The sequence below is a fragment of the Seinonella peptonophila genome, assembly GCF_900129355.1.
Lineage (GTDB): Bacteria > Bacillota > Bacilli > Thermoactinomycetales > Thermoactinomycetaceae > Seinonella > Seinonella peptonophila.
Genome location: NZ_FQVL01000002.1, coordinates 188,050 through 212,931, shown reverse-complemented (window position 1 = coordinate 212,931; position 24,882 = coordinate 188,050). Strand labels below are relative to the sequence as shown.

Annotated in this window: 24 protein-coding genes and 1 other RNA gene; 16 read left to right on the top strand and 9 right to left on the bottom strand. The window is 39.4% G+C overall.

Translation table 11 applies throughout. From position 1 onward, the window contains the following. The first annotated feature begins 1 nt into the window (after position 1). The 5 genes from BUB71_RS05375 to BUB71_RS05355 all read left to right on the top strand — a co-directional run bounded on the left by BUB71_RS05375 (position 2) and on the right by BUB71_RS05355 (position 8,508). Positions 2–817, top strand: a complete 816-nt coding sequence (locus BUB71_RS05375) for a pyruvate, water dikinase regulatory protein (RefSeq protein WP_073153462.1) — start codon at positions 2–4, stop codon at positions 815–817. Then, positions 814–3,453: a pyruvate, phosphate dikinase gene (gene ppdK / locus BUB71_RS05370; RefSeq protein WP_073153459.1), complete on the top strand. Its 2,640-nt coding sequence runs from the start codon at positions 814–816 to the stop codon at positions 3,451–3,453. The genes BUB71_RS05375 and ppdK overlap by 4 nt, the downstream gene beginning before the upstream one ends. Positions 3,454–3,878: 425 nt before the next feature. After that, positions 3,879–5,711, top strand: a complete 1,833-nt coding sequence (gene dnaG / locus BUB71_RS05365) for a DNA primase (RefSeq protein WP_073153456.1) — start codon at positions 3,879–3,881, stop codon at positions 5,709–5,711. A gap of 40 nt (positions 5,712–5,751) precedes the next feature. Beyond that, entirely contained in the window at positions 5,752–6,861 is a 1,110-nt protein-coding gene (gene rpoD, locus BUB71_RS05360; RefSeq protein ID WP_073153453.1) for an RNA polymerase sigma factor RpoD, read from the top strand. Positions 6,862–7,086: 225 nt separating this feature from the next. Further along, on the top strand, positions 7,087–8,508 hold the full coding sequence (locus tag BUB71_RS05355) for a M1 family metallopeptidase (RefSeq protein ID WP_084731136.1): 1,422 nt from the start codon (positions 7,087–7,089) through the stop codon (positions 8,506–8,508). Between the two features lie 31 nt (positions 8,509–8,539). Here BUB71_RS05355 and BUB71_RS05350 read toward each other — a convergent pair whose 3' ends face one another. Genes BUB71_RS05350 through BUB71_RS05320 form a run of 7 tightly spaced genes read right to left on the bottom strand, consistent with a single transcriptional unit; the run spans position 8,540 to position 13,995 of the window. Further along, positions 8,540–9,130: a beta/alpha barrel domain-containing protein gene (locus BUB71_RS05350; protein ID WP_073153446.1), complete on the bottom strand. Its 591-nt coding sequence runs from the start codon at positions 9,128–9,130 to the stop codon at positions 8,540–8,542. Next, on the bottom strand, positions 9,127–9,945 hold the full coding sequence (locus BUB71_RS05345; protein ID WP_073153443.1) for a BtpA/SgcQ family protein: 819 nt from the start codon (positions 9,943–9,945) through the stop codon (positions 9,127–9,129). The genes BUB71_RS05350 and BUB71_RS05345 overlap by 4 nt, the downstream gene beginning before the upstream one ends. A gap of 38 nt (positions 9,946–9,983) precedes the next feature. Next, complete coding sequence (locus BUB71_RS05340; RefSeq protein WP_073153439.1) at positions 9,984–11,315, bottom strand: PTS galactitol transporter subunit IIC; 1,332 nt, start codon at positions 11,313–11,315, stop codon at positions 9,984–9,986. Between the two features lie 24 nt (positions 11,316–11,339). After that, positions 11,340–11,615, bottom strand: a complete 276-nt coding sequence (locus BUB71_RS05335; RefSeq protein ID WP_073153436.1) for a PTS sugar transporter subunit IIB — start codon at positions 11,613–11,615, stop codon at positions 11,340–11,342. A gap of 17 nt (positions 11,616–11,632) precedes the next feature. After that, entirely contained in the window at positions 11,633–12,730 is a 1,098-nt protein-coding gene (locus tag BUB71_RS05330; RefSeq protein ID WP_073153433.1) for a M42 family metallopeptidase, read from the bottom strand. After that, positions 12,727–13,206: a PTS sugar transporter subunit IIA gene (locus BUB71_RS05325; protein WP_073153430.1), complete on the bottom strand. Its 480-nt coding sequence runs from the start codon at positions 13,204–13,206 to the stop codon at positions 12,727–12,729. The genes BUB71_RS05330 and BUB71_RS05325 overlap by 4 nt, the downstream gene beginning before the upstream one ends. Before the next feature lie 15 nt (positions 13,207–13,221). Beyond that, positions 13,222–13,995, bottom strand: coding sequence for a DeoR/GlpR family DNA-binding transcription regulator (locus BUB71_RS05320; protein ID WP_073153427.1), 774 nt, complete (start codon positions 13,993–13,995; stop codon positions 13,222–13,224). 206 nt (positions 13,996–14,201) lie between these two features. On the opposite strand from BUB71_RS05320, the gene BUB71_RS05315 reads away from it, so the two are divergent. From BUB71_RS05315 to rnpB, 3 genes are all read left to right on the top strand, one after another. Further along, positions 14,202–14,927, top strand: coding sequence for a tRNA (adenine(22)-N(1))-methyltransferase (locus BUB71_RS05315; protein ID WP_073153424.1), 726 nt, complete (start codon positions 14,202–14,204; stop codon positions 14,925–14,927). Continuing rightward, a complete protein-coding gene (locus tag BUB71_RS05310) occupies positions 14,885–16,006 on the top strand; it encodes a Nif3-like dinuclear metal center hexameric protein (protein WP_245815529.1) in 1,122 nt (373 codons plus the stop codon). Before BUB71_RS05315 ends, BUB71_RS05310 begins: the two co-directional genes overlap by 43 nt. Before the next feature lie 95 nt (positions 16,007–16,101). Beyond that, positions 16,102–16,498, top strand: an RNA gene (gene rnpB, locus BUB71_RS05305) — RNase P RNA component class A. Between the two features lie 75 nt (positions 16,499–16,573). Here rnpB and BUB71_RS05300 read toward each other — a convergent pair. Next, positions 16,574–17,413, bottom strand: coding sequence for a polysaccharide deacetylase family protein (locus tag BUB71_RS05300; RefSeq protein ID WP_175552289.1), 840 nt, complete (start codon positions 17,411–17,413; stop codon positions 16,574–16,576). Positions 17,414–17,623: 210 nt separating this feature from the next. Between BUB71_RS05300 and BUB71_RS05295 the strand changes: the two genes are divergently transcribed. The 3 genes from BUB71_RS05295 to BUB71_RS05285 all read left to right on the top strand — a co-directional run bounded on the left by BUB71_RS05295 (position 17,624) and on the right by BUB71_RS05285 (position 20,207). Next, positions 17,624–18,676 carry a M42 family metallopeptidase gene (locus BUB71_RS05295; protein ID WP_073153418.1) on the top strand — a complete coding sequence of 351 codons (1,053 nt, stop codon included), beginning with the start codon at positions 17,624–17,626 and terminating at the stop codon, positions 18,674–18,676. A 175-nt stretch (positions 18,677–18,851) separates the two neighbouring features. After that, complete coding sequence (locus BUB71_RS05290) at positions 18,852–19,583, top strand: cysteine hydrolase family protein (protein ID WP_073153415.1); 732 nt, start codon at positions 18,852–18,854, stop codon at positions 19,581–19,583. 15 nt (positions 19,584–19,598) lie between these two features. Then, the gene (locus BUB71_RS05285) at positions 19,599–20,207 is read left to right on the top strand and encodes a DedA family protein (protein WP_073153412.1); all 609 of its coding nucleotides are present in this window, start codon (positions 19,599–19,601) and stop codon (positions 20,205–20,207) included. A 10-nt stretch (positions 20,208–20,217) separates the two neighbouring features. Here BUB71_RS05285 and ftsW read toward each other — a convergent pair whose 3' ends face one another. Then, a complete protein-coding gene (ftsW, locus tag BUB71_RS05280) occupies positions 20,218–21,351 on the bottom strand; it encodes a putative lipid II flippase FtsW (protein WP_073153409.1) in 1,134 nt (377 codons plus the stop codon). A gap of 259 nt (positions 21,352–21,610) precedes the next feature. On the opposite strand from ftsW, the gene BUB71_RS05275 reads away from it, so the two are divergent. The 5 genes from BUB71_RS05275 (at position 21,611) to BUB71_RS05255 (ending at position 24,792) form a co-directional block, all read left to right on the top strand. After that, the gene (locus tag BUB71_RS05275; protein ID WP_245815528.1) at positions 21,611–21,886 is read left to right on the top strand and encodes a DivIVA domain-containing protein; all 276 of its coding nucleotides are present in this window, start codon (positions 21,611–21,613) and stop codon (positions 21,884–21,886) included. Positions 21,887–22,001: 115 nt separating this feature from the next. Next, positions 22,002–22,328 (top strand): hypothetical protein, encoded by a 327-nt coding sequence (locus tag BUB71_RS05270; RefSeq protein ID WP_073153406.1) that lies wholly within the window; start codon positions 22,002–22,004, stop codon positions 22,326–22,328. A 165-nt stretch (positions 22,329–22,493) separates the two neighbouring features. Beyond that, entirely contained in the window at positions 22,494–22,994 is a 501-nt protein-coding gene (locus BUB71_RS05265; protein WP_073153403.1) for a DUF6042 family protein, read from the top strand. A gap of 29 nt (positions 22,995–23,023) precedes the next feature. Next, complete coding sequence (locus tag BUB71_RS05260) at positions 23,024–23,587, top strand: beta-class carbonic anhydrase (protein WP_073153400.1); 564 nt, start codon at positions 23,024–23,026, stop codon at positions 23,585–23,587. Between the two features lie 209 nt (positions 23,588–23,796). After that, positions 23,797–24,792 (top strand): LacI family DNA-binding transcriptional regulator, encoded by a 996-nt coding sequence (locus tag BUB71_RS05255; RefSeq protein ID WP_073153396.1) that lies wholly within the window; start codon positions 23,797–23,799, stop codon positions 24,790–24,792. Positions 24,793–24,882 lie beyond the last annotated feature (90 nt).

The following is a 24,882-nucleotide window of genomic DNA, read 5'->3' as shown; positions in this document are numbered from 1 at the left end:
AATGAGTCGACCGGTTATATATGTCATTTCTGACTCATTGGGGGAAACAGCCGAGTTTGTAGTACAGGCTGCAAAAAGCCAATTCCATGACAGTGATTTAGAGATTCGACGAATTCCATATGTAATGGATGAGCAGACCATTCATGAAACAATTCAAGCTGCTAGAGAAGAAGAGGCACTGATCGTATTTACATTAGTTGTTCCAGAATTACAATGCCTGTTGATCGAGGAGGCGAAGAAGGCAGAAGTACCATATATTGATCTAATGGGTCCGATGATAAATGGATTAGCTTCTCTTCTTCAACGATCTCCAAAGAAAGAGCCTGGTTTGATTCATAAACTGGATGCAGAATATTTTCGAAAAGTAGAGGCCATTGAGTTTGCTGTCAAATATGATGATGGACGAGACCCTAGAGGGATTATGCATGCAGATGTTGTTTTAATTGGTGTCTCACGTACTTCCAAAACACCACTATCCATGTATTTAGCACATAAAAGCCTAAAAGTGGCCAATGTTCCATTGGTTCCTGAAGTGGATCCACCTGATGAATTATTTTTGATCCCACAAGAGAAATGTATTGGACTTATTATTCATCCTGAGCAATTAACCAATATCCGGCGAGAACGGTTACGTTCGTTAGGCTTGGCATCTGGTGCAAGTTATGCCAATGTAGAGCGCATCCTTGAAGAGATCGATTATGCAGAAAAAGTAATTCGACGCGTCGGATGTCCTCGAATTGATGTTTCCAATAAGGCAGTTGAAGAGACAGCAAATTTGATTATGGATATTTTAAAAGGTGGAGGTGCTACAACATGAAACAGTGGGTCTATTTGTTTGAAGAGGGTCAAGCAGATATGAAGGATATTTTAGGTGGAAAAGGCGCTAATTTGGCAGAAATGACTTCGATTGATCTTCCTGTGCCACCCGGTTTTACTATTACAACAGAAGCATGTATGCAGTTTTTTGCCCAAGGCGAGCAACTGAGTAAAGAAATGGAAACACAAATTGAACAAGCACTAGAAAAGTTGGAGCAGAAAATAGGAAAACGCTTTGCTGATCCTACTGATCCTCTACTCGTTTCGGTGCGTTCAGGATCTGTTTTCTCTATGCCTGGAATGATGGATACTATTCTAAATCTCGGGTTAAATGATGAGACCGTAAAGGGACTCGCTACACTATCTGACCCTCGGTTTGCATATGATTCGTATCGTCGATTTATCCAAATGTTTAGTGATGTCGTACTAGGCGTTGATCATTTCTATTTTGAGCGACTGATTACTGAACGCAAACAGGCGCAAAAGGTGAGTCAGGATACAGAATTAACAGCAAATGATTGGCAACAATTATGTGAGCAGTTTCTCGCTTTGGTCCAGAAACATACTAGAAAACCATTTCCCCAAGAACCAAAGGAACAGCTTCGTTTAGCGATCATTGCGGTTTTTGGCTCATGGAATAATGATCGAGCAAAAATCTATCGAAAAATACATCAAATTCCAGATCATCTCGGAACAGCAGTAAATGTTCAATCGATGGTGTTCGGCAATCGAGGTAATGATTCTGGTACAGGGGTTGCTTTTACTCGTAATCCTTCAACAGGTGAAAATAGATTATATGGTGAGTTTCTTCTAAATGCACAGGGTGAAGATGTGGTAGCTGGTGTTCGTACTCCACAGCCAATCGACCAACTGCAACTTAAGATGCCTGAGATTTATCAACAATTTGTACGGTTAAGCCAACAATTAGAAGCACATTATCGCGAAATGCAAGATATTGAATTTACTGTTGAGCGTGGAAAGCTATATCTCCTTCAGACACGTGCAGGAAAAAGAACTGCGCAAGCTGCTGTCAAAGTTGCAGTCGATCTTGTACTAGAAGGGCTGATAAGCCAAGAGGAAGCTTTACTACGTGTTGATCCTGATCAATTGCAGCAAATATTGCATCGCCGTCTTGATCCAAATGGTGAACTAGATGTGATTGGGAAGGGTCTACCTGCTTCACCAGGTGCTGCTTCAGGGCGAATTGTCTTTGATGCGGATCAAGCGGAAGAATGGGCGAATCGTGGGGAACGTGTCATCTTGGTTCGACCAGAGACAACACCAGAGGATATCCATGGTATGCTCGCTGCTGAAGGAATCATTACCAGCCGTGGCGGCATGACAAGTCATGCTGCTGTGGTAGCGCGAGGGATGGGCAAAGCGTGTATCTGTGGGTGTGAACAAGCAAAAATCGATTTACGTCGGAAAGAAGTGGAATTTGGTCAACGCGTCTTAAAAGAGGGAGATACTATTTCAATCGACGGTGGTTCGGGACGGGTTATCGCAGGTGATGTTCCATTAATCGATCCTGAATTAACAAACGAATTTCAAACACTATTAAAGTGGGCGGATCAAGTTCGACGATTAGAAGTGCGTGCCAATGCAGATAATCCAGAAGATGCCGCCAAAGCTCGTGAATATGGTGCAGGTGGAATCGGCTTGTGTCGGACAGAACATATGTTTATGTCGACGGAACGCGTTCCCATTGTACAAAAAATGATTTTATCCGAAACACAAGAAGAGCGAAACCAAGCATTACAACAATTGTTACCCATGCAGGTAGAAGACTTTGTGGGAATTTTTCATGCAATGACAGGTTTGCCTGTCACGATCCGTCTACTTGATCCTCCTTTGCATGAGTTTTTACCAAACCTAGAAGATTTGCTTGTGGAAGTGACTCAGCTTCGCGCTTCGGCTGATGCTGATCCTCGTCAGTTAATTGGGAAAGAAGCTTTGCTCCGCAAAGTTAGAGCCCTGTCCGAAAGCAATCCGATGTTAGGTCATCGAGGCTGTCGATTAGGCTTAGTAAGTCCAGAAATCTATGCTATGCAGACTGAAGCAATCTTATTAGCAGCAGCAGAAGCGATTCGTGGTGGCGCAGATGTGAAACCTGAAATTATGATCCCATTAGTTGGGCATGTCAATGAATTGAAAGAGATGCGCCGCCTGGTCGAAGAAGTGGCGAAGGAGACTGAGGCTCAAACAGGTCTTGAAATACCCTTTACCATTGGTACGATGATCGAAGTACCACGTGCTGCATTAACAGCGAGTGAAATTGCAGAGGAAGCCGATTTCTTCTCTTTTGGTACAAATGATTTAACACAGACAACGTTTGGTTTTAGTCGTGACGATGCTGAAGGAAAGTTTTTGCATCTTTATGTGGAAAATAAAATTTTACCAAACAATCCGTTTGTTACCCTTGATCCGCAAGGAGTCGGTCGTTTAATTCGCTTTGGTGTCGAAGAAGGTAGAAAAAGTAAAGCAACTTTAAAGACAGGCATCTGCGGAGAACATGGTGGCGAAAAACACTCCATCCAATTTTGCCATCAAAGCGGCTTAGATTATGTTAGTTGTTCACCTTATCGTGTGCCCCTGGCACGACTTGCCTCTGCTCAAGCTGTCTTGCTTGATTCTTAAAACTTACTTTGGATAAAACGTAGGGTTTCTTACCTAACTACGGCTAATTGGTTCCTGTGCGAGGCGGATGATAGATGAGGACGTTGGCCAGTTAGAATATGTAATTTACTTTCAAAAGAAAAATGTTTGGAGTTGAATTAGATGTGGCTGAATCATCTAGCACTGAATTTTTTTTCGTGCTAGGTGTTTTCTTTTATTCATTTTGGGGAAGGTAATACGTTTGGGACTAACTTCTAGTGAAAGAGGAAGGAGAAGTCGTTTTTTATGTAGAATACCTGGGTAGGGGAACTCGCCTCCTTTGTGAATGAAAATATTTCCTGAAAGAAAGAATAGAAATTCTGAAGGACTTTGACGAATGACGGCGAATAGTATCGAGGTATTATGAGCATTATTTTTCTAGGCAAATTATAGAAAGCAGTGGTAACGTGGGGGGACGAATTCCAGAGGAAACAATCGAACAAATACTACAGCAGATTGACATTGTTGACTGCATTGGACAGTATGTCTCACTGAAAAAGAATGGACGTTATCATTTTGGTCTCTGTCCGTTTCATTCTGAGAAATCTCCTTCATTTTCTGTAACGCCTGAGCGGCAGATATTCTATTGTTTTGGCTGTGGTAAAGGTGGTACAGCAGTTAATTTTCTAATGGAGCTTGAACAGTTAACTTTTCGTGAAGCTGTACTTCAACTCGCTGAGGGGCTAGGTATTGAGGTACCGCTTACTCATGCAGTGGATGAAAAGAAGGAAGAAGAGAAAAGTCAGCTATTTCAAGCGCTTGAGTTAGCAGCGAAAATGTACCATCATCTTTTAACTCAGACCCAATATGGGCATTCAGCTAGAGAATATCTACTGCGACGAAGAGGGTTATCAAAAGAGACAATCCTTACTTTCCAGCTAGGTATTGCTCCACCTGATGGACAATTTTTATTATCATTCTTAAAAAAACGTGGCTTTTCCGAACAATTATTAGAGAGAGCAGGATTAGTTGGATCAAAAGATTTGTCGAATCAGCGCAAACGATATTTTGACCGTTTTCGTGGGCGGATTATTTTGCCAATTCATGATACCCAAGGGCGAGTGATTGGATTTGGTGGAAGAAGTCTACAAGCAGGACAAGCAGCCAAATATATCAATAGTCCTGAAACGATTTTATTTCAAAAAAGCAATTATTTATATAATTTTCATCGAGCTCGTGCTTCCATTCGTAAGCAACAACAAGCAGTGCTATTTGAGGGTTATCTTGATGTGATTTCAGCATGGCAGGCAGGTGTTGAAAATGCAATCGCTGTTCTAGGGACATCTTTGACAGAATCACATGTGAAAATCATCCAACGAAATACCAAGCAGGTAATTTTATGTTTTGATTCTGATCGTGCGGGTACTCAGGCTACCCTTCGCGCAATTGATTTATTTCATGATGGAGCCTGTACTGTCAAGGTGTTACAAATGCCCTCAGGGATGGACCCGGATGATTTCATCAGAGCACAAGGTATAGATGCTTTTAAAGAGCAAGTTTCAATAGGTGCAATCTCCACTACAGCTTTTCGGTTGGAACAATTAAAGAGAGAGTATCAACTGACTGATGATGACCAACGTATGGGCTTTATTTCACAGGCTGTTAAATTGATCGCCCAGCTACCACGACCCGTTGAGCGAGATCATTATCTTCAAAAGTTAGCTAAAGAATACCATCTTTCACTTGATGCATTAAGACAAGAGTTGCGTCATGCAAAATTTAAACAAAAGAAGAATCCAGACAGGGATAAAGAAAATTCTGCGTGGAATAATGGATATCAAGAAGTTAACAAACATTTGGTCGGTTTTGCTCGAAATAAGTCGATAGTAGAACAGTCTGAAATGTACCTATTAGCGCTGATGTTACGGGATCGGTCTGTATCAGAATGGGTGAAAGAGCATTTAGGGGGCGATTTTTATACTGAGATTTATATTGTTTTAGCCGCCCACTTATATGCTTATTACGATCAAGGAAATCCAAGCAATATTCATCGTATTCTTGAGTTCGTTGATGACCCATCTCTCGTACCTATCATTAGCGAATTGGCAATGATGAATATTCCAACAGAACCTTCAACAGATGCGTTAAAAGATTGCGTACGTCATATTCGAAATTATCCATTGCAACGTCAAATTGAAGATAAGCGGAAGCTGGTTGAGCAATTAGATAATGCTGGTGAAGCGATCAAAGCCGCTGAGCTCCTGCGCACGATCGAGGAGCTAAAGAAAAAGATTGTCTAGTGCGGTACGTTGGCTATCATCAGGAAGGAGGAAACATACTTTGGCAAACGAACATAATGTGGATACAGAGTTGGAGTTAACCTTAGATCAAGTCAAGACTGAGTTAATTGCAAAAGGCAAAAAGCAGGGACTACTCACATATAAAGAGATTATGGATAAGATGAGTGTCTATGGTCAAGACTCTCAGCAAATTGACGAGTTCTTTGAAAGTTTAGCTGATCAAAGTATTGAGATCGTCAACGATGAGAGTGAAGCTGATGATGTTGGGGAAAGTAGCGATGCAGAGACGATAGAGGAAGATCTCAGTGTTCCACCAGGTGTAAAAATTAACGATCCTGTACGTATGTATTTAAAAGAGATCGGAAGAGTCCCTCTTCTTTCAGCAGAAGAAGAAGTAGAGTTAGCCAAGCGAATCGAAGAGGGCGATGAGGAAGCAAAAAGACGTCTAGCTGAAGCTAATTTGCGCCTTGTTGTAAGTATTGCAAAGCGGTATGTAGGTCGGGGCATGTTATTTTTAGATTTAATTCAAGAAGGAAACATGGGCTTGATCAAAGCTGTAGAGAAATTTAATTATCGAAAAGGTTTTAAGTTTAGTACGTATGCTACTTGGTGGATTCGTCAAGCGATTACTCGGGCGATTGCTGATCAAGCTCGAACAATCCGCATTCCTGTTCATATGGTTGAAACAATCAATAAGCTGATTCGTGTATCACGTCAGCTACTTCAAGAACTAGGACGCGAGCCTGTTCCTGAAGAGATCGCTGAAGAAATGGGTCTTAGTCCTGAAAAAGTACGTGATATCATGAAAATTGCACAAGAGCCCGTCTCTTTAGAAACACCAATTGGTGAAGAGGACGACTCTCACCTAGGTGACTTTATTCCTGATGATGATGCGCAAGCTCCTGCTGATGCTGCAGCATATGAGCTTTTGAAAGAACAGTTAAAAGATGTTCTCGATACGCTATCAGAACGTGAAGAAAATGTCTTACGTCTCCGTTTTGGTCTTGATGATGGTCGAACCAGAACCTTAGAAGAAGTGGGTCGCGTTTTTGGTGTTACACGTGAACGAATTCGCCAGATTGAGGCGAAAGCACTGCGTAAATTGCGTCATCCCAGCCGCAGCAAACGATTAAAAGATTTTCTTGAATGAAGTGATACGCGCCCAATGGGTGCGTTTTTTTGTTCATATCAATTCTATTCGTTTTTAAGACGCAATGCAATCGACCATTCAACTGGCTTGTTAAGAAATGAAGTCGCACTTTATTCTAACCTATTACCATTTATTGGGCAAGTTTGTATTTTTTTCTTCTTTTTAGCTGGGCGATGATAAATTTCCATCGATTGGGAAAGATAACGGGGAGTCAAAGGAGTGAAGATGATGAACCGTCGTATCTTATTGAGCTTATGGACAATCATTTTTATCATGACAGGATTTGAAATTCAACCAGCAGAAGCAAATCATCATAGGTTAATATCTCGACCTCATTATCAAATTGAGGCACAATATGATCCACATCTAGATCAAGTCCGCGCCCATATGGTTGTTACATTACCTAAGAATCAATTTAAAAAACAGAAGGAAGTCTATTTTCACCTCTTTCCTAATGCATTTCGTCAATGGAGATTTGATCAAGTCTCTAAACCAACGAAACCCGGTTTTATTGATATATCAAAGGTAAGCGTAAATCGACAAAGTGTTAAACCAGTTGTTAGAGAGACGATCATGAAAGTTCCATTGCCAAAAACTGTTTCAAATGAAAACCAGTCAAAAATTGACCTTGATTTTATGCTTCAACTCCCTCGAGGAGGAACAAGGTTAAATACATTTAAGAATACAGCTTTCTTAGCACAATGGTATCCAATGCTAGCAGTAAAGGATCGAGAAGGTTGGCATATTGACCCATACACAACGACAGGTGATCCGTTTTATTCGATCATGTCAGACTTTGATATTACAATACACACTCCTCGTGGATATGAAGTGATTTCAACTGCTCAAGATCAGAACCAGCAAACAGGTAATTCTTTTCACCTCAAGCAGAACAATGTTCGAGATTTTGCAGCCGTGATCACTCGTGATTATCGAGTGTTAAGAAAAAATGTGGATGGGATCGAAGTAAATCTTTGGTATTTAGATGGAATGGAGGATGTAATAACATCACTCCACCAAGCTGCTCTTAATGGGATGCATTTCTATAATCAACGCTTTGGGAAATATCCTTATCGTGAAGTTGATGTTGTACTTGGAGAGACTGGCTTTGGGATCGCAGGCATGGAGTATCCGGGTTTGGTTACCTCTGTTCCGAAAATCCCCACACGAGAGGGAGAAAAGGCAGCGATTAATGTAGTTGTTCATGAATTGGCTCATCAATGGTGGTATGGAGTCGTTGGAAATAATCAAGTAAAAGAGCCGTGGCTTGATGAGGGTTTAACAACTTTTTCTGAGTTTCTCTATATGCAGGAGAAGATGAATGAACACGACAAATCCTTCTTAGATCGCGTTACTGTTCGAACCAATGAAATCCATAGAACTGTAGGGCTAACTTCAGCAGAACCTTTGTATCGATATCCTGATAGTGTATACGGCTTGATGGTATATGTTCGTCCAGCGGCGATGCTTTATGACTTGATGAAGCAAGTCGGCACTGAGAAAATGATGAAAATACTTAGTAGCTATTACAAAACGTATCAATATCGGGTGGCAACAACAGGTGACTTTATTAAATTAGCAAAACAAGTGACTGGCAAAAACTTAGACCCATTCTTCCAAAAATGGCTCTACTTTAAGTCACAATAAAGAAAGAGCGTACCAGATTCTCCTGGTACGCTTATTTTGTTTCAAATATTTCACGACCCATGACAACATGTGTACAGTGAGCTTGGCGTATTTGATTAAGATGTCTCTTTCGAATTCCTCCATCAACCCAAATCTGCGGCACTTGACTAATTTGCTTGACCGTTTCACATTTTTGTAGCATGGACGGAATGAATGTTTGTCCTCTACCATCTGGTTCTGCTGTCATGACTAAAACGGCATCTGCTTGATCAAGTGCATAAGCATAGGGTTCGATTGGTGTAGCTGGGTTAAAAGCAAGTCCAATTTTCATACCAAATTCATGTCCACAAGCGATAAAGTCCTGTATATAACCCAATGCTTCAACATGGCCAAAGATAACACTCGGTTGGTATTGTATCACTTGTTTTAGATATAGATATGGATTGCTTACCATCAGATGAAAAGAGAAAGGTTGCTTAGTTAATTGTCTTAATGCTTGTACAGTTTTTATTCCAAATGTGATGTTAGGAATAAAATGACCATCTTCAATGTCGATGTGTAGATCAGGATACTCTTGAACACGTAATACTTCATCCGCCAGTCTTAATGGATTAGCGGAAGCGATGGAAGGTGAGAAGATCATTGTGCTAATTCACTACGAAATGCTCGAACCTGATCCATAAATTCCTTCACACGCTTTCCATCGACATGATTTTCAAACTTTCCATCCACTTTAAATGTCGTTCCAACGACTGCGCCATCCGCGACTGATAGTTGATCACGGAAGTTGTTTAAACGAACACCAGTATTTGCAAAGACAACAGTTTCAGGAACGATTTCTTTCACTTTCTTTAGCAATTGTGAATTTGTCTCTTCTCCAGCAGTTAGCCCTGAGACACAAAGTGCATCTGGACGATTATTAAAGACTGTTGATTTAGCGATACTTTCAATATCGCGATCAGCTAGATATTTTGCAGCTTCTGGTACGATATTAAATAATAGCTTTACATTTTCTGCCCCAAGACGATACTGATGACGAATCGTTTCACCTACATTGGTATCCCAAGTACCAAAATCACTTGCATAAACGCCTGTAAAGATTTCACGAACAAATGAGGCGCCTGTAGCAGCTGCTAAATCAAGCGATTTTTTTGCATCCCAAAGTACATTTACCCCAAAGGGAACACGAATTTCTGACATTAGTTCGCCAATGACTCGACCCATTGCTGCAACAGTTTCTGTTTTTACATCTGTTAGATAAGGTAAGCTAAATTCATTAGAGAAAAGAACAGAGTCCACGCCACCATCCTGAAGTGCTTGTAAATCTTTTCTTGCCATTTCAACAACATATTCCATACCTTTTTCATGATCATAGTATGGGTCCCCCGGTAATGGCAATAAGTGACACATTGCAATAATTGCTTTTTCAGTTCCTATGATATCTTTTAACCAACTCATTTTATTCTCCTCCAAGTTTATAGCAGTAGTAGTGTTTTTTACGCTTTAAGTTTGGTTTTACGTGTAAAGAAAAGAAATCCACCAGTTAAAATAGCGAGCAGAAGTGCTCCGATCCATTTCCAGTTCAATACCTGACTGATGATAAAGGCAAGCCAGTTTCCTCCAGTAAGGGCAGTAATTTTCGATGCACCTTCTGGGAATTTAAAACCTGTATTGACCGCAGTCTCTGTGATCATAGGTCCAAAATAGCTAGCAACCATCAGCACAATTGCCATAATCACAGTTCCTGTAATTAAGGTCCGTATCAAATGCCCACGGTGCAATGGTGTAACGAGGGCTACAAAGAAGGCTGTCGCAGCTAAATCTCCAAAAGGAAGTGTTGTATTCATGGGAACAATCATTGCCAAGATGAGTGTGATCGGTATAAGTAAAATGGATACTGTAATAGTCGTTGGGTGACCAAGTGTAACTGCTGAATCAAGCCCAATATAAAACTCGGACCCTTTAAACCGTTTAGACATAAAATCTTTCGCGCCTTCAGAGATTGGAATGAGTCCTTCCATGATTACTTTGACCATTCTAGGTAAGAGCAACATAAGTGCTCCCATTGAAATAGCTAACTCTCCAGTTTTCTTAAAATCATACTGCACAATAATTCCTAGAATAACCCCTAGCAAAAGTCCAATAATCATTGGTTCTCCAAGAATTCCAAGCTTTTGCTGTAGAGATGAGCTTTTTTTATCGCTATGCTTTAAGCCAGGAATCAAGTCATACAGTTTATCGAGCAACAGTGTGATGGGAATCGCCGTAACAGCGGAACCATGAGCAATCGAAATCCCAGGAATCCCTATTTCTTTTTGCACCTTTTCTGCTGAAATATCGGCGAGTCTAAGTGTAACGATACAATGAGCAGCGGCAGCGATCAGACCAAATACAAGGCTATCGGTCAGTGTCATCACAATGGCACCTGTAAAGGCAAAATGCCAGTAATTCCAAATATCGATATCGACCGTTTTCGTCTGTTTACTAACAAGCATTAATAGGTTCACAACAATGATAAAAGGAATAATCACTGCACCCACTTTAGTGGCAAAGGCTAAGCCTGCCGCCGCTGGCCAACCAGCATCTACAACCGATAATTTTAAGTGGAATTTATCAACTAAAATTTTTGTGACAGGCCCCACTGAATCCCAGATGAGGCTCAAAACAAGATTTAGTCCAATAAAACCTACTCCTACAGTAACTCCTGCTTTTAAGGCTTTACTAAAGGAGAGTTGAAACAATAGACCAATAATCAGGATAATAATTGGCATCATGACTGTTGCGCCTAGATCACTGATATAGTTAAACGCTTTCAATATAATGTCCATCTGAAACCCCCATTTCGTATGCCTCTATTTGAGATGATGTAGGATTTGTTGTTCAGTCGCTTCTTGACCAATCCCCGTTAAGAAAGAAATTGCTGTTACAATAGGTTTTGAAAAGTTATCTTCCAGATGCATGGTTGTAATAATCAAATCAGCATGATCTGCATGTCCAGCAACATCGTTCATGGTACATTGGATAATATTAGCTTCAATTCCATTGTCTTGAAGTAAATTTTTAACCTTTTCGACTACTACAGTCGATGTTGCTACTCCTGTACCACAAGCGATAACAATCGTCTTCATTGGGGACTCACCTCCTTTCAACGTAACAGATGATCTTTGCCAAAAGAACTGTCTTCATCCAACTGGGTTAAAAATGGATAGAGCACTTTTACAACTTGCTCGACGTCTTGAACAGAAACCGTTTCCACCGGTGTATGTGTATAGCGTGTTGGTACAGAGAGTGAAGCAACAGGAATTCCATGTTCTTCAAATAAAATATAGGCGTTTTCTGTTATCACCCCGATTGCTACTTCACGTTGGTACGAAATTTGATTTTCTTTAGCTGTTTTGATCAGAGTTTGTAGTAAACGTTCATCAGGCATCACGCCAGCTAGTGTTCCACGACCATGAAAATTATAAAATGTAAAAGCTGGCCCTTTTCCAAGTTCAACGGGTGTGAAGCCCTTTAGTTCAGGTGTATCGCAGGCTGGGGTCACATCGATTCCAATCGATATGTCAGGCTGGATTCGACGTACTGCTGGTAAGATACCACGTATATTTACTTCTTCTTGTACACATGCGACGAGATAGACATCCCAGTTGAGCTTTTCTTTTGTTTGACCTAATCGGTTAGCAAGCTCGATCAAGATGGCACATGCGACGCGGTTATCCATCGATTTATTTGATATCAATCCATCAGCTAACTCCACAAAATTTGATTGAAAACAAATAAATTGACCAATTTCGACTCCTAATTGACGCGCATGTTGAGCTGAAGATGCCCCAATATCAACATATAGAGATTCAATTGTGGGTAAGTTATTTTTCTCAATTGGTTTCATAAAGTGATGTGACTTGATTCCAATGATTCCTGGAACATTCCCTTTTGATCCTAAGATATTTACTCTTGTCCCAGGTAAAATTTGTACATGAACACCCCCAACACGATCAACTCGTAGAAATCCATCTTTTTCTATTTGTCGTATCACAAACCCAATCTCATCCATATGACCAAAAATCATCGCTTTTTTTGCATTTTTTTTCCCTGATGGAAAGTGGCAGATTAAGTTTCCTAATTTATCGATCTGAATATTTGATGAGACCTTTTGAAAAGCTTGTAACATATATTGAATCACTTGATCTTCTCTTGATGACACTCCTACTAATGTTGTTAAATCCTCAATTAGTTTTTTCAAAGGGCTTCATCCTTTCGACTCTCTTTTATGATCTGAAAAATTTGTTCAACTGATGAAGCCCTTGTCAACTCCATTAATCGATCTGGATTTTGAAATAGACCTGTTAGTTCTTGTAACATCTCAAGCTGACCATGTGGTTCTTTCATTGCAAGCATAAAAATCAAGTTTACTTCTACTTGTTGATCATTCATTCCCATCATTTGAAAGGTTACGGGTTTGGATAATGATGCAAAAGAGACCGCTTCCATTTTCACGTGTTCGGGGTCAGTATGAGGGATAGCAACACCACATACAGATGTTTGCAGACCGGTTGGGTAAATCTTTTCTCTTGCTATTACTGCGTTTGCGTAGCTTGGATAAACGATATCTTGATTTTGTAATTGACCAGAAAGAAATGTGAGTAGATCTATCTTACTTTCCGGTTTTAAATCGAGAAAGACAGTCGTAGGTCGCAGAAGTTGAATCAGTTGGCTCATACTTATCCTCCAATCCTAAGTGGAAATTCGTAGGTCAATCCCTAGATTTTGTATCATTTGAACATGTTGTTGATCTAATTGTTCATCATCAGTAATCATTACATCTAACACATCTAAATCAGCGATTTTAGAAAAGGCAACCTTGTCCAACTTACTGCTATCGGCAAGTAAAATCGTTTGTCCAGCCGCTTCGATCATCATTCGTTTTAAACGAGTTTCTTCAATGTTTGAATTTGTCATCCCTTTGGTCATGTCGACAGCATCCATCCCTAAGAATGTTTTATCTACATTTAAATTTTGTAAAATATTCTCTGTTATCGGGCCGGTTAAACTATAGACGCTTTTTCTGCGTTGACCACCTAAGACGACCAATTCAATATTTTCATTGTCACTTAAAAGCATGGCAATTTTGATGTCATTTGTAATAACCGTGAGATTGTCCATCGCGACTAAACGCTTTGCTAACATGAGAGTTGTTGTGCCAGAGTCGAGAAGAATGGTTTCTCCTGGATGTATAAACTCATCGAAGGCTAGCGAAGCAATTCTTTCTTTTTGTTCTGTAGCATGAATCTCTTTTAAAATGTGTTTTGGTTCAAAGCGAGTTCCTTTGTGTAGGCTACTTGCACCTCCATAAGTCCGCACTATCAAACTTAAATCTTCTAATTTAATCAGATCACGCATAATCGTAGGTTTTGATACATGAAACATCTCAATGAGTTCAGAAATGCTAACAAATCCATGCGCATTCACATGTTGAACAATTTTTTCTTGGCGTTCTGCTGGAAGCATTTCATACCTCCTTTGATTGATACTTTATGATCATTTATGAGATGTTATGATTTAATGTGATCATAACATATTATATGTAAATAAATCTATATTTATTTAGAATGTATTCAAATGTGATCAAAATATTGGCTCCATGATTGCCTAAACCTTGTATATGTAATCTTTGCTATAATGAAACAACACTGCGTAGAAAGAGTGAAGGTTGGATGGATATATCTGTGCGGATACAAAAAATAGCATCCTATGTTCCAAACGGGAAACGTGTGGTTGACATTGGGGCTGATCATGCTTATTTATTATTGCATTTAGCCATAGAAGATGTTTTAGAAAAAGGAATTGCTGGAGAACTGAATCGAGGGCCTTATCGAAATGCATGCCAACAAGTGAAGCGATATGGGTATGAGAGTAAGATTGATGTACGGTTGGGAGACGGGCTTACAATTTGTCAGCCAGATGAGATAGATGTTGTGGTCATCGCTGGAATGGGGGGTGTATTGATCAGAGATATTTTGGAGCAAGGAGTTCAGCGACTACACACCGTTGAACGACTCATATTACAACCAAATGTAGCTGCTGATATTATTCGAAGTTGGCTTCAGATAAATGGTTGGCGATTGATTGCTGAAGATTTGATCGAGGAGTCTGGCATCATTTACGATTTACTTGTTGCAGAGCCAGGATATGATGATCAACTTTATCAAGACCCATTTCTAACACAACAAGAACTATTAAAAATAGGTCCTTTACTTTGGAAAGATCAACATCCCCTGTTAGTCAGACGACTAAAGGAAGAACACGAAAAAAGAACCCGGATTTTTGCACAACTTGCTCAATCAAAAGGTAGTCAAGCCATACAAAAACGTGATCAATTAAATCAAGAGCTCAAACAATGGGAAAGGATGATTCGATGGGCGTCACAGGAACAGCATTAATCAGGGTAATGGAGCAGATCGCGCCGCCATCCCTAGCTGTACCAAAAGATCGAATTGGCTTACAGGTAGGAAACCCGCAACAAGAGGTAAAGGGGGTACTGCTCACGCTCGATGTGACAGAGGCAGTTATAGATGAAGCGATTCAAAAAGGTTTAAATTGGATCATTACGCATCACGCGATTTTGTATCGACCGCTGACTACCATTGATACATCAACTCCTAAGGGAAGGCTGCTCACAAAGGCTTTGGCACATGAGATCAATATTTTGGTCGCCCATACAAATTTGGATACAGCTATCGGTGGTGTTAATGATGTTCTTGCCCAAAGACTTCAGTTACAATCGGTTAAACCACTTGAGATTCATTACATAGAGTCATTAGTAAAGCTAGTAGTAACTGTGCCGATTAGTCATGAACAACAAGTTATTCGAGCGATAACAGACGCGGGTGCAGGATGGATTGGTAATTATAGTCACTGTACGTTTCGCCAGCAAGGAACGGGAACCTTTCTACCTCAATCTGGAACGAATCCATTTATTGGCAAAGCGGGTAAGTTAGAAGAGGTAGCAGAGACACGGTTGGAGACGATTTTGCCCGAAAAGTTGACAAATAAAGTATTGACAGCGCTCTTTGCAAACCATCCATATGAAGAAGTGGCCTATGACCTATATCCTTTAAAACAAGCAGGCAAAGAATATGGATTGGGTCGGATAGGGGATTTAGAAAAAGAATTAAGTTTGGAACAACTAATAAAGGTCATAAAGAAAGAATATCAAGTAGATGGATTACGTTTGGTCGGTGATCCTACTAAGAAAATCAAACGAGTAGCAGTATTAGGAGGAGCTGGAGGTCGCTATTGGCCAAGAGCATTGAAGCAGGGCGCAGATGTGTTGATTACAGGTGATCTTGATTTTCATACAGCACAAGATGCTTGGCTGGCAGGATTTGTATTGATAGATCCCGGACATCATATCGAACACTTGGCGTTAGAGCCATTAAAAGAGAATCTGCAAGGTGCGTTATCACAGCTTGCTATTACCGTTTCACAAGTAAATACGAACCCGTTTCAGTTTAGATGAGGTGAAATGATGTAAATTCGTTATTAGGAAGAGATTACCAACAAAGAGTTATTTATTATATATTCTTCTTTATGGTACAATGAAGAATCAGGTGAGAAGTAAACGAGGTAATCGCTGGTGGTGAATACCACGAGAGGAAAGTCCGAGCTTTATAGGGCAGGGTGCCGGCTAACGGCCGGTGGGGGCAACCCTAAGGCTAGTGCCACAGAAATGAAGACCGCCGATGGAGAAGCTGATTCTCACAGGTAAGGATGCAACGGTGCGGTAAGAGCGCACCAGCAACATGGAGACATGTTGGCTAGGTAAACCCCACCCAAAGCAAGACCGGATAGGAGATCAGATACTGTTGCCCGCAGTGATCTCGGGTTGGTCGCTTGAACCTCATAGCAATATGAGGTCTAGAGAGATGATTACCCCTTCAATGTGGCAGATGTTCAAGCCATCGCAATGACCACAAGAAGGACAGAACTCGGCTTATTGTTTGCTTCTTAAAGCTTGTCCAAAGACGCTAACCAGCGTCTTTTTTATTTATGAAAAAGGCTAGCCTAAAAATGTATAGGCTAGCCTTTATGGTTCGTTTGTATAGGCAGGAATTTGAAGCAATTTATCCACTGTAACAAAAGTAAACCCTTTTTCACGAAGCGCATGGATAATTCTTGGTAAGGCGACTGTAGTAGCTGAACGATTTCCTCCACCATTATGTTGTAACACAATGCTTCCATTTTTAGCATTATTGATTACAGTCTGAAAGATTTGTTCAGGTGTTCGATTTGGCGTCCAATCTAGTGTATCAACATCCCAGTTCACAACCGTAAAATTAAGTCCTTTCAGTTGGCTATTAATTTTTTCGGCTGCACCATAGGGTGGTCGCAAAAGTTGCATGTTCTTCCCAGTCTTTTCATAAACAATACGATTTGTTTTTTCAAGATCGTCATGTAAGGAATTGGGATTTAATTTAGGTAAATATTTGTGCTGCCAACTATGACTGGCAATTACATGACCCTCTTCGAGAATCTGTCGCAGCATTTCAGGATATGCTTGTGCTTGATTTCCAATGACAAAAAAGGTAGCAGGTACTTTCTCATCTTTTAGGATTTTTAAGATTTTCTTTGTATAAACTGTTTCAGGTCCGTCATCAAAGGTGAGTGCAATTTGCTTCTTTTGTCGTGGACCGTGTAAAATAATCGGGTTTTTTAGCAATGCTGAACTTTCTTTCATTGCTATGGTTTGCTGCTCTTCTAATTTCTTTTGGCTTGTAAATTGCGCTTGTTTTTGTTCTTTAATTGCTTTTAAATGCTCTGCTTTTACTTTTGCTTGGGTTTGATTGACCGCCTGACCATCAGAACAACCAGTTACCAATAAAAAAAAGCCCATACATACAATCCCTATGGATCGTAGATGAAACATAGCCCCATCTCCCATAAAATCTGTAAATCTTTAACACCCATGTCAACATTTTTAGTATGATGGGCTATTCATTTTTTCCACCTAGATTATACATTTCTTTATAAATATTATCAAATATTGCATGTCATAAATATAAGATCCTATTAAGAATAGATCATATTCAAATGGTAAAAAATACATAGAAGAAATGAGCCACATGGAGTTGATGAAATGCGTTTATTAAAAGAATTAACAGAGGCAAAAGCTGTTTCTGGGTTTGAACAAGAAGTACATGACATTATGCATCGTGAATTAGAAATGGCTGGTACAAAAATTGTTACGGATCAATTGGGGAGTATTTTTGGTGAAGTAAATGGTACGGAAACGTCTCCTCGCATTTTAATCGCAGGGCATTTGGATGAAGTCGGTTTTATGGTGAATGAAATTACCAATAATGGGTATTTGCGTTTCACACCAATCGGTGGCTGGTGGAGCCAAGTGCTACTTTCTCAACGTGTCTCAATTGTAACCCAGCAGAGAGTTTTTACGGGGGTGATTGGTTCTAAGCCCCCACATATTTTAACACCTGAAGAACGAAAACGAGTCTATTCAATGAAAGAAATGTTTATTGATGTAGGCGCCAAAAGCGAAGAACAAGTAAAAGAATGGGGAATTCGTGTCGGTGACCCGATTGTTCCCATTTGCCCCTTTGAAATTATGCCTGACGGTGATACAATCCTTGCGAAAGCACTTGATAATCGGATGGGTTGCTATGTTGTCATTGAAGTTTTAAAACAATTACAGAAAGAGAAACATCCTAATACCGTTATTGCTGGGGCAACTGTACAAGAAGAAGTAGGTTTACGTGGGGCTGCTACCACACCTCATGTAACTGAGCCCGATCTTGCCTTTGCAATCGATGTAGGAATCGCCGAGGATGGACCTGGTGGAGAGCAAAATCATAAAGCGCGATTAGGTGGTGGGCCATTGATTACATTTTTAGACGCATCGATGATTCCACATCGAGGATTACGTGATTTTGTAATCGACATTGCCGAGAAAAATCAAATCCCACATCAAATCGAAGTGATGCCGGGCGGAGGTACAGATGCAGGAAGATTTCATATGTTTAAGCAAGGAGTACCTTCAATTGTGATTGGTGTAGCTGCTCGATATATACATAGCCATGTTTCCATGATTAGTAAAAAGGATGTCGAAATGACAGTAAAGTTACTCGTTAAAGTAATTCAAGCTCTTGATCTCAATCAATTTAAGGCTTTATAGCTACAATCACTTGTAAAGACTTTCGATTGTGAAAGGTTTACGATATGATAGGAATTGTTTTCATATCCCAGCCTGCAAGGTTGGGATATGAACATGTCTTTGATCCGAAGAGTATTTCAGCTTGATATAGAAGGTGTAAACATGAGTCGTCTAGATTAGATGAGGAGGGAGCGAAATGGGGCAAACTGAAGCGTTTTTTCAACATATACTGGAGAAGGTAGAACAAGCACCGAATGAATCTCTTGATCAATTGATTACACAAGCAGGTGATATAACATCTATTTTCCTTGTTTTTGTCGATATCTTGAAAGGATTTTGTGAAAAAGGTGCCCTTTCCAGTCTTCGTGTAAATGAAATGGTGATACCTGTTAAACAATTAACAGAAAAATTATTATCTAAAGGAATGCCAGAGGAAAATCTTATTTTCCTAAATGATCATCATCCAACTCAAGCGGTGGAATTTGCTGCTTTTGCACCACATTGTATTGCTGGAACGGAAGAAGCAGAAGTCGTTGACTTGTTAAAGCCGTTTCAGTCATTACCCACTGCACAAACCTATTTAAAAAATTCGACAAATGGGTTGTTTGGCGTGAACCAGCAAGGGAAGCGATTTTTTGAATGGCTAGAAGAGAGGTTTCAAATAGGAAAAAGTCTTTTTATGATCGTTGGAGATTGTACCGATTTATGCATCTATCAGAACGCAATGGGGATTCGCCTTATGGCAAACCAATATAATGCCGATGTAGATATCGTAGTCCCAGTTTCACATGTGCGAACATATGATGTGCCAGTTAAGCAGGCAGCAAAACTTGGAATTCCTGCTCATGATGGAGATGTGTTAGATACGGTCTTTCTGTATCATATGCAATTAAATGGAGTTCGAATCATACAATCAATTGCTGACTAAAAATGAGGTATGTCAATGGAAACACAATTTATACTCGAGCTACTTCAAAATTATGGCTATATTGGGATTTTCCTTTTCTTAGTACTTGGAATCGCTGGGCTTCCTCTCCCGGATGAAATCATGATGACCTTTCTTGGATACCTAACCTCAATTAGACAATTAGATTTTACTTGGACTTATTTAAGTGCCTTGCTAGGTTCTGCTTCAGGGATCACCATTAGCTATATACTAGGACTCAAATTAGGATATCCTTTTTTAAAACGCTACGGTAAGAAAATATTTATTACACCGCGTCGCCTAAGAATTAGTCAATTACTCTTTCGTAAGTATGGAAGTGGCCTGCTTTTTATTGGCTACTTTATACCAGGCGTTAGGCATGTGACCGCCTATTTAGCAGGAATATCAAAAATGAGTGTCACTCGTTTTGCATTATTTGCTTATTCAGGTGCAATCATTTGGTGTGCCACGTTTATTGGATTAGGCCATCTACTTGGAGCTAATTGGGAGCTGATTTTTGTATTTCTACACCGGTATGGTGCTTATGGATTGCTTCTATTGGTACCGATCCTCATATGGTTTTTCTGGAGTAAGAAAAATCGAAAACCCTTGCGGAATGGCCGCTAAGGGTTTTCAATTATCCTTGAACTTGAATTTTATGAGTTGTTTGTGTCGATTTTTTTCGTTTCATTCGATAGCGTGAGATGTTAAGTAGGATACCCATTTCGATCATTTTTATCATAAGTGCCGAACCGCCATAGCTGATGAAGGGAAGCGGTACACCAGTCACTGGTAATAGTCCTGTAACAACACATAAGTTAAAGATTGTTTCAATCGAGATCAAAGTAATAATTCCTACACTAAGTAATGTACCAAATTGATCGGGCGATTGGATCGAAATGATCACCCCACGAATAATCAGAGCGATAAACAATCCGATCAGTGTTGCCCCTCCGATAAAACCTAACTCTTCACCGATAATCGAGAAAATAAAATCAGTATGAGCTTCTGGTAAATAAGCAAGCTTTTGGATGCTGTTTCCTAATCCGCTGCCCGTTAGTCCTCCTGGTCCAATCGCAAATAGAGATTGGAGTAACTGATATCCTTCTCCTGACTGATCTTTCCATGGATCCATCACCGTTGTCAATCGTGCTACACGATAATCATCCATAACAAGAACAGCAGCGAGAATGGGAATTCCTAGTACCAATAAAAGGAGGAGATGTTGAATTTTGGCACCGGCACAATAAATAATGACAAGACAAGTGCTTAAAATAATGATAATAGCACTGTAATGTGGTTCAAGTACTAGCAATAGACAAATGAATCCAATCACAACTAACGGTGGGATGATCGCTCGTTTAAACTGATTTAAAACAGGTTGCTTTTTAACCATAATGGATGCTGTGTAGATGATCATCGCCAACTTGACAAATTCTGAGGGTTGAAAGGATGTAAAGCCGAGATCAATCCAACGCTTCGCACCGTTAACCGTATGTGCAAGGAATAGAACAGCAACTAATGAGCTAAGTGAGATTAGTAAAATAAGTCGAACTCTTTTTCTGTAAATATGATATGGAATATTCGCTGCAACGAAGAAAAGTATCAAACCAATTGATCCAAAGACTAACTGTTTACGAAAAAAATAATATGTATCTTTGAAGTCAGTTAAACCTTTATAATAACTTGTACTAAATACCATAACTAATCCAAACCCAAGTAAGAGAAAGGTGAAAAAAATAATCCAATAATCGGGTTTTTGCGGTTTCATTTAAAAAGTCTCTCCTTTATTCTAAAGAACTTATTATCTACTCTATTTTATCCAAAAATGTTTCATATTAACTTGATTCGCTCATTTCACACCATTTTCCTGGTCTTCGATTGATTAAAGACTTTATCTATAATGCTTAAAAATTTTATCAGCTATCTCTATCTCCTGTGTCAGAACAGCGTAAATCATCTGTTCAACTTATGATTCCTCCATTATAATGGATAATTGAATAGTTTCATAATCGGAGGGATCGGTTGTTTTGAGGCGTTTAACACCAATGGAGATTTATAACAAAGATTTTAAACAAGAAATGCGTGGTTATAACAAAGATGAGGTAAATGAGTTTTTAGATTTAATCATTCAAAACTATGAGGATTTAATTCAAGAAAATGAGAGCTTGCGGGAACAATTACAAAAAGCAAAGCGAAATGGAGGCGGAGGGAGTCGGAGTGGATCAGCAGATTTAAGTGCTTATGAGGAAGTGATTGAAGAAATTCTAATGAGACTTGAGCGAATTGAAAGTAATATCTTTTAAGTAGAATATGTTTTATTAATAGATGGATAGCCTTCCAATATATAGGTCACATATCCCCCTAGGTCGCAAGCCATACTAAACACATATCCGGCTAGAGATTTGGGGGGATTTACCCATGGATGAACGAGAACAGAAATACCGTGATCATGAGTATCGTTCCGAGTTTGCTCAAGATATCACGCCAGACGTAGATCGATCATTTTCTGATCGAGATGAAGTAAGTAATTCAGGTACCGGTTTTGGGATTGCTGGGATTGTCTTTTCGGTTCTCTCTTTTTTTCTCTGGCCGTATCTGATGGCTCCTATCGGTATTATATTAGGAGTTATAGCAGTCAGTCGCAAAAGTACTGCTGGTTGGTGGGCGATTGGCATAGGTGTGATTGCTCTCATTTTAGTTACGATTTTTATGATATTTGCAATTCCATTTCGAATACTGTTTTAGCCGGATATATAAAACCTGGCATTTCCAAAATTGGGGTGTCAGGTTTGTTTTTCTTTAAATGGAGAAAATGGTAAGATGGATATCAGATAACTTCTTCTACCTGTTTAGTTTCCAAATGATCGAATCTCAAACTTGTATATCCTCCTTTGAGGAGTGAACATATTCATGCTTGGATTTCAAACCATATTAAATACCGGTTGGGATCATGATGATATATATGTTCCATCTGGTTTTTTACGAAATGCTTGGAACCTTTGTTTACCAAAAGGCACACTCTCTATTTTACTAAGTGTTATGAGTTATGTGTTACAAGGTCTTTCGAAAGAAGAATTGTTAGAGCAGATGAGAAGAGAAGAAAAAGAATTACATCTATCTCCATTCACTTTTCATCTAAAGAATGATGGTGCAGACGGGGAAATTATTAAACGGGAAAATGAAGTTCGAAAGTTACTTGAACGCTCGGGTTATGAATATCCACAAAATATCGAATCATGGCTTTCACTTTTGGTGCAAGTTGGGATTTTGATTGAAATACGCTACAAAAATCGTATTTTTTTAGATTTAGTTGTTGAGCCATATCCCGTTCCAGAAAAAATTTTAACTTTTCAAGATGATGAACTTCATTTTTTATTAATTCACAGAGAATCATTGAAAACTCACAAATGATAAAGTGGTGAAATTCTAGGAGGTCATCGATGAGTCGATTAAATGAGATATTAGAATTTAATCAGAAGTTTGTTGAGGATGAAACATATCTTTCTTATGAGACTGACAAATATCCAAATAAACGAATGGTCATTGTTACTTGTATGGATACTCGTTTAATTGAATTACTGCCTAAGGCGATGAATATAAAAAATGGCGATGCAAAGATAATCAAAATTGCGGGTGCGTTAATCACTGAGCCGTATGGGTCAGTGATGCGAAGTCTTCTCGTTGCCATATCACTTTTGAATGCAGAAGAGGTCTATATTGTGGGTCATCATCATTGTGGAATGATCGGTCTACATACAGAGCAGATTGTTGAAGCTCTTGCTTTAAAAGGAGTTTCGCGTGAAAACGTTGATCAATTGGAGAAGACAGAGTATGTAGACTTGCAAAATTGGTTAACAGGTGCTAACAGTGTCGAGGAAGCAGTTAAAAAAAGTATCTCCATGATTCAGTCGCACCCACTATTTCCAAGATCAATTCCGATTCATGGTCTAGCAATTGACCCGCATACAGGTAAGCTCGACTTATTAGTTGATGGGCAAAAATAGTGCTCTTTCCCTAATCCTATAGAGGGTTAGGGTTTTTTAATGATATACAGAGAAAAACTCAGACAAGTTAAATAGAATAGTGCTTTGTGTTGATAAAAACGTTTGCATTAAGAGTGGATTCAATATTATGACACTTGTAAAAAATTAATTTCTATGTAAATTTATTAAAATGCAGGCGTTAAGTCATGAAAGTTCCTAGGAGGTAATGCATGGCAACGATTAAGGATGTTGCAAGAATGGCGGGCGTATCACCTTCAACTGTTTCTCGGGTCATTGCCAATAGTCATTTAATTAGTTTTGAAACCAAAAAAAGAGTGAAGAAGGCAATGAAGAAGTTGAACTATGTACCAAATGCAATTGCACGTAGTCTAGCGAGAAAATTTACGAGTACGATTGCTGTTGCGGTTACAACTGAGAATCGGGTTGAAAACCTTCATTCAGTCACGAATATTGTAAATGGTCTTGAACAGGCCGCTCAAGCGCGTAATTTCAATTTGCTGTTAACCCTTAGTCGTTCAGAGGAAGAGGGAAGGGAGAAATGTTTGCGATTGATTCAGGAGAGGCGAGTTGATGGGCTCATTTTATTGAGCTCCATTCATAATCCAATCTTGATTAATCAATTAATGGAAGAAAGAGTACCTTTTGTGTTAATTGGGGGAAATGATCAGCACTCAGTTCCTTCCGTCAATCATGATCATAGGTGGGCCGCACAAACCGCTACAAAGCATTTATATGACCAAGGATATAGAGAAATCATGTTATTATGTAGCAATCGTGAAATAGATCAACAAAAAGGTGTTTTAAATGGGTATCGACAGTATGTCCATGATGACCGAATTATTGAATCATCGTATGCGCCTGATCAGTTATATTCTATTTTAAAGCAAGCGTGGCAACATAAGCAATTTGATGCTGTTTTAATGACAAATCCTTTTTTATTGTTAAGCTTATTGCATTTTGCCGAGATGCATCAGCGATCAATTCCTAGTGATTTGGGGATATTATCATTATATGATTCACCATTGCTTCATTTATCACAACCAAGTATCACAAGTTTCTCCTTACAAAGTATCGAAATGGGCAAACAAGCAATGAATCTATTGTTAGATTCTATTGAAAGCCCTACAGAGACCAACTCGATTGACATTCGCTTAAAGAGCGAATTAATATTACGCACTTCGACATTACGACAAGCAATGGCATAAAAGGACTGTTATAATAAAGAATCGATTGAGAGACGGAAAATGAGTTCATTTTCCGACTTGGAAAGTTAACATTGAATGAAGAAGGATTTC

Bases quoted from the DNA above. Each gene is read 5' to 3' on its own strand.
- BUB71_RS05375 (WP_073153462.1), top strand. From the start codon at position 2: ATGAGTCGACCGGTTATATATGTCATTTCTGACTCATTGGGGGAAACA.
- ppdK (WP_073153459.1), top strand. From the start codon at position 814: ATGAAACAGTGGGTCTATTTGTTTGAAGAGGGTCAAGCAGATATGAAG.
- BUB71_RS05355 (WP_084731136.1), top strand. From the start codon at position 7,087: ATGATGAACCGTCGTATCTTATTGAGCTTATGGACAATCATTTTTATC.
- BUB71_RS05350 (WP_073153446.1), bottom strand. From the start codon at position 9,130: ATGATCTTCTCACCTTCCATCGCTTCCGCTAATCCATTAAGACTGGCG.
- BUB71_RS05345 (WP_073153443.1), bottom strand. From the start codon at position 9,945: ATGAGTTGGTTAAAAGATATCATAGGAACTGAAAAAGCAATTATTGCA.
- BUB71_RS05340 (WP_073153439.1), bottom strand. From the start codon at position 11,315: ATGGACATTATATTGAAAGCGTTTAACTATATCAGTGATCTAGGCGCA.
- BUB71_RS05335 (WP_073153436.1), bottom strand. From the start codon at position 11,615: ATGAAGACGATTGTTATCGCTTGTGGTACAGGAGTAGCAACATCGACT.
- BUB71_RS05325 (WP_073153430.1), bottom strand. From the start codon at position 13,206: ATGAGCCAACTGATTCAACTTCTGCGACCTACGACTGTCTTTCTCGAT.
- BUB71_RS05320 (WP_073153427.1), bottom strand. From the start codon at position 13,995: ATGCTTCCAGCAGAACGCCAAGAAAAAATTGTTCAACATGTGAATGCG.
- BUB71_RS05315 (WP_073153424.1), top strand. From the start codon at position 14,202: ATGGATATATCTGTGCGGATACAAAAAATAGCATCCTATGTTCCAAAC.
- BUB71_RS05310 (WP_245815529.1), top strand. From the start codon at position 14,885: ATGGGAAAGGATGATTCGATGGGCGTCACAGGAACAGCATTAATCAGG.
- BUB71_RS05300 (WP_175552289.1), bottom strand. From the start codon at position 17,413: ATGTTTCATCTACGATCCATAGGGATTGTATGTATGGGCTTTTTTTTA.
- BUB71_RS05295 (WP_073153418.1), top strand. From the start codon at position 17,624: ATGCGTTTATTAAAAGAATTAACAGAGGCAAAAGCTGTTTCTGGGTTT.
- BUB71_RS05290 (WP_073153415.1), top strand. From the start codon at position 18,852: ATGGGGCAAACTGAAGCGTTTTTTCAACATATACTGGAGAAGGTAGAA.
- BUB71_RS05285 (WP_073153412.1), top strand. From the start codon at position 19,599: ATGGAAACACAATTTATACTCGAGCTACTTCAAAATTATGGCTATATT.
- ftsW (WP_073153409.1), bottom strand. From the start codon at position 21,351: ATGAAACCGCAAAAACCCGATTATTGGATTATTTTTTTCACCTTTCTC.
- BUB71_RS05270 (WP_073153406.1), top strand. From the start codon at position 22,002: ATGGATGAACGAGAACAGAAATACCGTGATCATGAGTATCGTTCCGAG.
- BUB71_RS05265 (WP_073153403.1), top strand. From the start codon at position 22,494: ATGCTTGGATTTCAAACCATATTAAATACCGGTTGGGATCATGATGAT.
- BUB71_RS05260 (WP_073153400.1), top strand. From the start codon at position 23,024: ATGAGTCGATTAAATGAGATATTAGAATTTAATCAGAAGTTTGTTGAG.
- BUB71_RS05255 (WP_073153396.1), top strand. From the start codon at position 23,797: ATGGCAACGATTAAGGATGTTGCAAGAATGGCGGGCGTATCACCTTCA.